We start from the raw sequence: 8213 nt of genomic DNA, 5'->3' as shown, positions 1-8213 counted from the left end.
AAGATCAAGCAAAATTAGCTAGATGGTAAACAAATTTCACAAGCAACCCCATAGTTACGGTCTACTGCTTAACGTAAAAACTCTCTTCTTTGTTTAAGAGTAAATAGATAATAAAAAACTTTTATAGAACTTATTCTTAAAAGACTGAGATAGTGGCATACTAAATAAATCCAGACGTTAATACTTAAAAAGTATCAAGCCACAAACAGAAACCGAATAGGTTTAAATTGTAGCTAGTGGATAACTATACCTCCCTCTAATTAATTGTCTAGTACCTCCATGTTTACCTCGAATGATAGCTGGCATTTCAAATGGAACATCCAAAGCTTGCAATCATGTAATTACAGGCACACAAAAGAATTATTTATCTAAAAGCAATAGCTCAATTTTTAATGTTAAAGGCTCAATTAAGGAAAAATATGCCATTCTTTTGCCAAATGAAAAAATCAATTCTAGCAGTAGGAATTTTACTTGTATCTAGCATGTTTCCGATCAAAGTTTCGGCAGCTATATTCGATAAAATTTTTGTCTTTGGCGACGATCTCTCCGATACTGGCAACTTCTTCAATGCTACGGGACAAACCTCACCTTCTTCCCCACCTTTCTATCAAGGACGTGCTTCTAATGGCCCAATCTGGATAGATTATCTCTCACAATATCTAGGATTAAACCCCACTCCTTACACTGCTGTTCTTGGGGGTGCTAGCTCTAGCCAAGGCATTAACTATGCCTATATAAACGCTACAACGGGAACCGCTAATCTTTTTGCCAATCTTACTTCTGACCCTTTACTAGCATTGGGATTGCAGCAGGAGATAAACGCCTTTACAACAACTAATCCTACTGCCGATCCGAATGCTCTTTATATAGTGTGGGCTGGTGCTGCTGATTACATTCCTGTTACAAACAGTTTTCAGCCTTATCAGACACCTACCCAAACAATTAGTAATTTATCGCAAGCAATTAATTCGCTAGTTAAAGTCGGCGCTCAAAACATTTTTGTGCCTAACTTACCAGATTTGGGAAAAAACCCTTATATACAGGACACACCTCTAGCCACACCGCTCAATACTCTGACTTCTGAACATAACGCCGATTTGGCTAAATTGATTAATATTCAAAATCAAAGTCTAGATAATGGGGTCAAAATTCAACTTTTTGATGTTAATTCTTTATTTAATGCAATTCTCTCCAATCCAGCGAAATATGGTTTTACAAATGTGCAAGATTCTTGTCTAGATCAATTAGATCCAAGCAAAATCACTTTGTGCGGTACTCAGCCTAATATTCAAAACCAGTATTTGTTCTGGTATTCGCTCGAACCGACAACAGCTTTCCATAAGATAGTGGCAGACGCAGCTTACCAGCAACTTGTGCCCGTCCATGAACCTTCTACTGGGTTAGGTTTGTTAGCACTCGGTGCTGTAAGCGCAATTTTTGTTACCCGTGTTAAGTATACCTCTCGGAAGGCGAAAATGAGCCAACTTAGCAGTTGAGGCTTGTTCTTGGGGTAAAGACAAGATACACGCAAAATTTATCACCATGTAAAGTTTTTGTAACAAATTCAGCACGTTCGCCTTTGTCCATATGAGAGAAAAGTATGCTGAGTAAGGCTTTCAGCCTAGTGAACGCTTCCCGCTTATCTATCCAACTTATAAAATATTGCCGAAAACAGAAGCTGAAGGCTCTTATCAAGGAAGGCTAAAACCCTTATTCTTCCGCTCAGTTCGGTCTACTGAATTTAATACTGGTCACTCACAACACATCTGAGTTCAATCGGGTGAATGGCTTACAAGTTGAGGATTGGGAAGAAATAGTTTGAGTTGTTTTTCAGTACACTGTAAGCTAACTAAGGACAGGTATTGCTCAAGTATGGGTATTTTAATGGCTATAGAACGGGAATCAGTAAATTTTAAACTTCCCAAGTCTTTAGTTGAATTACTCAGAGCCGAAGCAAAAAAACGCCAAGTGTCAGCTACGGAGTTGGTAGTGCAGGGTCTGCATCATATCCTTGGACAGGCAGAAGTTGCTGACAATCGTATAGAAAATGTTCTACACCAGATAGTTAGCCGACTCTCAGCACTGGAAGCAAATCAGGTAAATAATACTTCGAGTATAGAAAGCAGTATAGAGAACCGCTTACAGCAAATAGAAACTGTTTTGGGGCATCTCACCCAAAGTATAGAATCAACATCCACGGAACAACAAGCACAACAGCTAAGTAACTTGGAAGAAAAGTTAGAAACCGTCGCCAAGAACGTTGCCCAACTTAACAATGCACTAGGGCAGCTTCGACACCAGGGAAATACAGGCAGAAGGCAATTTTCATCATCTCATCAGTTTCATGGTATATCAGTAGAAATTCAGTCTTTAACTGGGGAAAATCTAGCTCGAAGATTGGGTGTTGATGAATTAAGCCTTTCCAGAGAGAGAGAAAGCAAAAGTCCATCCGAATTTGAGTCATGGAGCCGCCATAGAGACCCCGCTTCTCGTGGTTGGCGTTTTGGTGACGATGGATTATATTATCCGATCAAGTGAAGCCCACCGTAGGCAATGGCAACAACCGACACTAGCCATGTATATATCCCTGTTTTATCACTTTCGGAAAATAATAATCGAAGCGAAACTCTGAAACTTTGATTTAATCAAGTTTTGAGCCTTTATTTTCTAGCAGAAACTAAAAAGTATAGCCAAAAGCTGAAAAGTAAAGCTCCGAAAAGCTTTCAGAGATTGGTTTCACCTAGATTGACAAAACAGGGATATATAGATGTCATGGAAATTGTTGATTAACTTTTTATTTGTCGAAATCAAACTCATCAAATGGAGTGAGAATCGACAGCGATGATCACACATCAGGCAAGATAAATTAATAACAAACTCTGTAAGTTACAAACTTCCAAACTCTCGAACTTACAGATTTAAGGAGCTTCGTAACTCATCTTCTGTAGTACCTTGAAGCTCCGAAGCTTTATTCAGCAGTAAATCTACTGCAACACGGATCAAAGTATTATCTGTAAGTCTCTCACCACCTTTAACTTGTTTCGTTCTATTTAATTTCCGGGTGAGATCGGTAAGTGCGTCAATCTGATCCTGTCTCAATCGTGTTTCCTTACGCTCCAATTTTAAATACTTCGGAAGTTCGGTACTCTGTAAGTCTGTATCTTTCAAGCTTTGTAACTTTGTAGTTTTGTTTACTTCTTCACCCTCCCGCTCAATAGCAATTTGCATAGAAGAAACAGACTCTGAATATTTATTAGTCTGTAAGTCTGTAACATTGGAAGCCTGTTGCTCTGTAACTCTTTTTTCTACTTCACTTGAAGATTCTGGTAGAGTTACAGGCTTTGTAAGTCCAGAAGTCTGTAACTCTGTAACTTTGGCAGTCTGTTGTTCTGTAACTTTGTCTTCTACTTGTCTCGGAGTTTCCAGTAAACCTTCAGAGTTTGTAGCTTCCGAAGTCTGTAAGTCTGTAACTTTGGTAGTCTGTTGTTCTGTTGAGTCTGCTTTACTTAAAGGTTCGCATTCGGATAACGTTACAGAGTTTGTAGCTTCCGAAGTCTGTAAGTCTGTAACCTTGGCAGTCTGTTGTTCTGTTGAGTCTGCTTTGCTTAAAGGTTCGGATTCGGATAATATTACAGAGTTTGTAGCTTCCAAAGTCTGTAAGTCTGTAACTTTGTCTTCTGCTTCACTTGGATTTTCTAATAAACTTTCGGACTTTGTAACTTCCGAAGTCTGTAAGTTTGGTTCTCTGATTTTTTGCGTTTCTTCGTGGACAAGATCAGATAAACGACGACGTGCTTTAGCCATGAGTATTTACCTCTCTCAAAAGCTCATCAGCAACACGCCGATAATCCCCTTCAGCTTCACGAGCTATTTTTCCGCGAACTTGAGTAATTGGTATGCCATCAAGAACAGCTTGTTCATGAACAGCATAAGCCCTGACAAAACCGTTAAATGCAGGAATACCTCCTTGCATGAGTGCTTGTTGAGCATCAAGTGCCTTACCCAAACTACGAGGATCAACACGAGTTAATAAAACTCGAAACTTAACATTTGCTGGCATGATCGATGCCTGTACAGTTTCAATCAGTGCCTGAAGATCCATTGGGGCTGGGGGAGATGGCAGCAAAACAAAATCAGCTGCATCGATAGTAATTTGCAGTGCCTCAAAGTGGAGTGCCGGAGGAGTGTCCACAATAATAAAATCAAACCCTTTTACTTTTTTAAGTTTTAACAACTCATTCGTATCTGTTTCCTTAGATAATTCAAAATCTCGCTCATTGCGCTCTGCCCACCAAGTAGCAGAACCTTGAGGATCTGCATCTACCAACAATACTTTTGATTTCTCAGCAAGGATGGCTGCTAAATTGACGCTAGTTGTCGTCTTAGCTGACCCTCCCTTTCCGTTCACAACAGCAATAATATGCACATCCTGACTCCGTAACTTTGTAACTCTGTTTGTTCGTAACTCTGTTTGTTCGTAACTCTGTAAGTTTGTAAGTAACAAAGATACTAACTTACAGAGTTTGTATGTCAATAGTACGCCATAGAGTTGACACAGGCCATGCCAGGAACAAAGAGTATGATTAACCATCGTGGGTAGTGTTGTCCTACTACTAGGAAAAACTCATTGAGCAGGAGCATTCCCTCGAATTCCACACAAATATTACTTAAAAGAATTGTGTTATGACTCAATCTCACCCTTCATTGCCCCAACCCCAGCTAGAAAAAGCTGGTATTACCTTTGAACAGTATTTAGAATTTACCCCAGAAAAGCTGGAACTGAGTAACGGATATCTAGGCTATGGCGGACAAGACCAACTTGGTTTTCATTTGGCTGTCCTCACCAACATGGGGTTATTATCAGCAATTCGGCATACAGGCTTGTCATTGTGGCTAGAAGCCCTTGACCGTCGTGTACGGGAAAAACTAGCAACCGTCAACGCTGATCCAGAAGTAGCCCAAGCTTTGTTAAATCGATTTGATCGGGCTATGGCAGACCTGACGGCGATGGTAGAGTATCTTGAGGAATAAAATTAATAGACTAGAAAATAGAATAACCTGTAGACTTAGGTATTGCCGCTAGGGTTGGTACAGAGCGGATCTGAACTGCGGGTTCATCCCATAAGTCTACCCCATAAAATGTCAATTAGCTCCGAATAAACTGAACTTATTGTCAAATAAAAACAATGAATATTGAACAGACCGTCTTAGAAGTTTCAGGAGTAGAAATTACCAAAACTCTCTTAGTAGATTTACAAAAACTCCAACAATACACTGGAGAACCAATAGCAGCTGTCTATGCAGACAATCTACTGCGTACCATGCGGAAGTTGCGCGATAAATTACCTTTCGACCCCTATACAGAAGTGGTAATGGCGCTGCATGATGCACTCTTCTTTGAAAACAGATGGATTGATTACAATGCCAATCAATACAAGGGAGTTTGTGAATTACTTACATCCCTAGTGAATCAAGAAACCATCAACAATTCCTCAGTCGAGTCAGCCATTTTAACTTTAGAAAACTTAGGTTTTGATACCCTACCATTCGGGGTAAAAATTGACGATGATTTAGAGACAGATGAAGACGAGGAATAACCCAGGATGGATGATAATTCTGTTCCTCAACACTTTTTAGACACCTCGGTTCTACGTTCTCTGCTACTAGGTACACAAGTCTATAAGCAGTATTTTGAATCTCAATTTACTGACCAACCGCTTTATATCTCTAACTATGTTCAGATGGAGATGAAGCGAAGTTATCTGATTAATCTTATTTCCTTCTACTTTGTCCTGCGTCTAGAAACTATCAACAATATTGGAGATGCTATTACTCTGTGGAGTAATAGATTTAAGACTAGCGAACTCAAAGCTATTTTACAACTTATACCCCAACTTTTTAGCACGCATCAACTTAACTTTAGCAGTCCCCAAGATAAAGAAAAAGCCCTTGCTATTTTAGGAATTTATATCAAACGTTTTGAACTTCTACTCAGAAAAAAGTTTAACAATACCAACACAGATCCTACCGCCTGCGCCCGCGCCCAAGGAGCGCTTAACCTTGATTTGCAAAATGCAGCAACAGGATTAAAGCAGTTTGCTGATGAATTTGGAGATGTAAAGACTTGTCGTAGCAAATGTCAAATTGACCAGTTTCTGTTAGTGCAATACCCTTCAGAAATTGAGCAATTAGTTCAAATTGCCTCCCAACTACCCAAAAATTCAAAAACTAGGGGATTTATCAATATTGCCAGTAACCTAAAAGAGATATTGGCTCAAGGAGCAGCAGCCTGTGACTGCAAGCGTTGTGAAAAGATTGGCGATGCAGTCATTGCTTTAAATGCACCCCGGAATATGCAACTTGAACATACTGATAATTCTTTTGACTATTTATGTCCCTCGATTAATCAGCCTCATTACAAACATCCGTCAGAAAATCAGATAGTTACTAATATATGAATTTGTGTCAAACAGCAATGTATAATCGTGAATAAAATGTCTGTGAACAGAGCTTTTTAGACATTTCTTAGATGATTATTGTTTGCTTCTCAGTCTTTTAATTGGCGATGAACTGCTTGCCGAGTTAGATTAAGCTCAACCGTGCAATTGAAAAATATTACTGTCAGGTTTTTTGCGAGAGTTGCAAATTTTACGTAGTTCAACAGACTCTCTAGGTTCAAGTAAATCTCTCATCGCCCACAGCAAACAACTTACCTGATTCCTGCCCATAATATAATCATCTTTGACTTTGATTGTTAGCGGCTGAACAATTTCAATTGTCTCTAAATCACCAAGTGGAGTAATGGTGTTGAAATTTCTTCTTTCAGCAGTGTAGAAGTCCTGAACCACCTGCTGCCAATCACGTTGGATTGCTGCCAAAATGTTGGAGAATATTTGCTCATCAAACACCACTAACTCCGCACTGATTCTGTTGTCTGATTCTATTAGTGATAGTTGCCATTGGGGTCGGTTGATAATCATTTCGCCATTCTCCAAATTCTACTTTATTAAACTTATATATTGGCGGTTAAAGTAAGAACTATACTACCAATTGGAGTAAGGTCAGTTATTCTAACATTGGATGCTTATGTCGATTTTACAGCTAGTTCAGGCAATACAAGGGTATGGGGCAAAGTTGCTATCTACCAGCCACCAGCACTGAATATCTAAAAACCTGTATTTCATATTTGTTGTACGCAAAAAACTGGCACTCCTCTTAGTTCCGATTGGCAACTAGACACCATCAAACCAAATCCGCCAGCACGCTACTCACCTTCAACTGGTGCTGCTGTCGATTATCGTCATAAATCATTAACGTCTCCAACTTGGTGTGCCGACTGAGTTTCTGCACCTCCCGCACACTCTGCCCCGCATCCAACGCCGCCGTAATCGAACTGTGCCGAATGCGGTGCGGACTTAACGGCTTACTAATATTCGCCTTTTTCGCCCGTGTTCTTACCATCTTGGCAATCCCCGTATCCGTCAAAGGATGCCCCGGCGTATTCAGATCCAACGCCACAAACAACGCATCCTTAGTTGATGCCAACCCCCGAAACGCCAACCAATAACAAATTGCATCCCTAGTCTTAGGAGTTAAATCAATCGTCTCCCGTTGACTACCCCTTCCCTTACCCAAAATCAGCAGTTTGCTATTTTGACGGTCAAAATCCCCCATCTTTAACTTCGCAATCTCCCCCCGTCGTAGCGCATTATCCCAAAGCAAGCGCAGCAAAGCATAATCCCTGACCCCCTTCGCCGTTGTTGGATCGCAAGTCAAAAGTATCTGCTTAAATTCCTGGGGAGTAACACCACTGGTATCTCGGTATTTAATGACAGTCTCACCCTTAATATCCTCCAAGGTGTAACCACAAACCCCCAACACTCTACCCTTATGCACCAGCGCCCGTAGAGCTGACAACCGCCGGTTAACCGTGGCCTCCGATAACCTCTGCTCAATCATCTTGGCTTTGTACTTGACCACCCACAAGAGTGCTTGCGCCCCCGGCAGTGCCAAAAATCGCACCACCCATTCCGCCGTCGATTCCACCGCAAACATCTTGGTAAAAAAATCTTTAATGTCCCGATCATAAGCTTTCCGCGTGGACTCACTACGCTTCTCCGACAACAACATCGCCAACACATCCGGCTGAGTCCACCAATCCAGCACGGAAGGCAAAGTATTATTATTGACTTTCAGGATGCGACCGGACATAA

9 protein-coding genes and 2 pseudogenes are annotated in these 8213 nt (G+C 40.7%); 6 read left to right on the top strand and 5 right to left on the bottom strand.

Features of this window, described 5'->3' with window-relative positions; genetic code table 11:
• Positions 1 to 68 precede the first annotated feature (68 nt).
• Positions 69 to 414, bottom strand: a pseudogene (locus NPUN_RS45050) (hypothetical protein); the annotation flags it as partial.
• Positions 415 to 482: 68 nt separating this feature from the next.
• Between NPUN_RS45050 and NPUN_RS36785 the strand changes: the two are divergent.
• The 3 genes and pseudogenes from NPUN_RS36785 (at position 483) to NPUN_RS36780 (ending at position 2538) form a co-directional block, all read left to right on the top strand.
• Positions 483 to 1496: an SGNH/GDSL hydrolase family protein gene (locus tag NPUN_RS36785; RefSeq protein WP_167315731.1), complete on the top strand. Its 1014-nt coding sequence runs from the start codon at positions 483 to 485 to the stop codon at positions 1494 to 1496.
• 242 nt (positions 1497 to 1738) lie between these two features.
• Positions 1739 to 1822: pseudogene (locus NPUN_RS43980) on the top strand (type II toxin-antitoxin system VapC family toxin); the annotation flags it as partial.
• Positions 1823 to 1884: 62 nt separating this feature from the next.
• On the top strand, positions 1885 to 2538 hold the full coding sequence (locus NPUN_RS36780) for a hypothetical protein (protein WP_012412903.1): 654 nt from the start codon (positions 1885 to 1887) through the stop codon (positions 2536 to 2538).
• A 372-nt stretch (positions 2539 to 2910) separates the two neighbouring features.
• Here NPUN_RS36780 and NPUN_RS43975 read toward each other — a convergent pair whose 3' ends face one another.
• Complete coding sequence (locus tag NPUN_RS43975; protein ID WP_012412902.1) at positions 2911 to 3804, bottom strand: hypothetical protein; 894 nt, start codon at positions 3802 to 3804, stop codon at positions 2911 to 2913.
• Positions 3797 to 4426 (bottom strand): ParA family protein, encoded by a 630-nt coding sequence (locus NPUN_RS36770; RefSeq protein WP_041566771.1) that lies wholly within the window; start codon positions 4424 to 4426, stop codon positions 3797 to 3799. The genes NPUN_RS43975 and NPUN_RS36770 overlap by 8 nt, the downstream gene beginning before the upstream one ends.
• Before the next feature lie 257 nt (positions 4427 to 4683).
• Between NPUN_RS36770 and NPUN_RS36765 the strand changes: the two genes are divergently transcribed.
• The 3 genes from NPUN_RS36765 (at position 4684) to NPUN_RS36755 (ending at position 6458) form a co-directional block, all read left to right on the top strand.
• Positions 4684 to 5031: a hypothetical protein gene (locus NPUN_RS36765; protein ID WP_012412900.1), complete on the top strand. Its 348-nt coding sequence runs from the start codon at positions 4684 to 4686 to the stop codon at positions 5029 to 5031.
• A gap of 155 nt (positions 5032 to 5186) precedes the next feature.
• Positions 5187 to 5597 (top strand): hypothetical protein, encoded by a 411-nt coding sequence (locus tag NPUN_RS36760; protein WP_012412899.1) that lies wholly within the window; start codon positions 5187 to 5189, stop codon positions 5595 to 5597.
• Between the two features lie 6 nt (positions 5598 to 5603).
• On the top strand, positions 5604 to 6458 hold the full coding sequence (locus NPUN_RS36755; protein WP_012412898.1) for a hypothetical protein: 855 nt from the start codon (positions 5604 to 5606) through the stop codon (positions 6456 to 6458).
• Positions 6459 to 6593: 135 nt separating this feature from the next.
• Here NPUN_RS36755 and NPUN_RS36750 read toward each other — a convergent pair whose 3' ends face one another.
• Both NPUN_RS36750 and NPUN_RS36745 read right to left on the bottom strand, forming a co-directional pair.
• A complete protein-coding gene (locus NPUN_RS36750) occupies positions 6594 to 6980 on the bottom strand; it encodes a hypothetical protein (RefSeq protein ID WP_012412897.1) in 387 nt (128 codons plus the stop codon).
• 262 nt (positions 6981 to 7242) lie between these two features.
• On the bottom strand, positions 7243 to 8130 hold the full coding sequence (locus NPUN_RS36745; RefSeq protein ID WP_234711216.1) for a tyrosine-type recombinase/integrase: 888 nt from the start codon (positions 8128 to 8130) through the stop codon (positions 7243 to 7245).
• Between the last annotated feature and the right edge of the window lie 83 nt (positions 8131 to 8213).

It is taken from the genome of Nostoc punctiforme PCC 73102, assembly GCF_000020025.1.
Lineage (GTDB): Bacteria > Cyanobacteriota > Cyanobacteriia > Cyanobacteriales > Nostocaceae > Nostoc > Nostoc punctiforme.
This window is presented reverse-complemented; position numbering and strand designations above follow the sequence as displayed.

What these genes read in the sequence shown, in the direction of transcription:
- NPUN_RS36785 (WP_167315731.1), top strand. Translation starts at nt 483, where the DNA reads ATGTTTCCGATCAAAGTTTCGGCAGCTATATTCGATAAAATTTTTGTC.
- NPUN_RS36780 (WP_012412903.1), top strand. Translation starts at nt 1,885, where the DNA reads ATGGCTATAGAACGGGAATCAGTAAATTTTAAACTTCCCAAGTCTTTA.
- NPUN_RS43975 (WP_012412902.1), bottom strand. Translation starts at nt 3,804, where the DNA reads ATGGCTAAAGCACGTCGTCGTTTATCTGATCTTGTCCACGAAGAAACG.
- NPUN_RS36765 (WP_012412900.1), top strand. Translation starts at nt 4,684, where the DNA reads ATGACTCAATCTCACCCTTCATTGCCCCAACCCCAGCTAGAAAAAGCT.
- NPUN_RS36760 (WP_012412899.1), top strand. Translation starts at nt 5,187, where the DNA reads ATGAATATTGAACAGACCGTCTTAGAAGTTTCAGGAGTAGAAATTACC.
- NPUN_RS36755 (WP_012412898.1), top strand. Translation starts at nt 5,604, where the DNA reads ATGGATGATAATTCTGTTCCTCAACACTTTTTAGACACCTCGGTTCTA.
- NPUN_RS36750 (WP_012412897.1), bottom strand. Translation starts at nt 6,980, where the DNA reads ATGATTATCAACCGACCCCAATGGCAACTATCACTAATAGAATCAGAC.
- NPUN_RS36745 (WP_234711216.1), bottom strand. Translation starts at nt 8,130, where the DNA reads ATGTTGTTGTCGGAGAAGCGTAGTGAGTCCACGCGGAAAGCTTATGAT.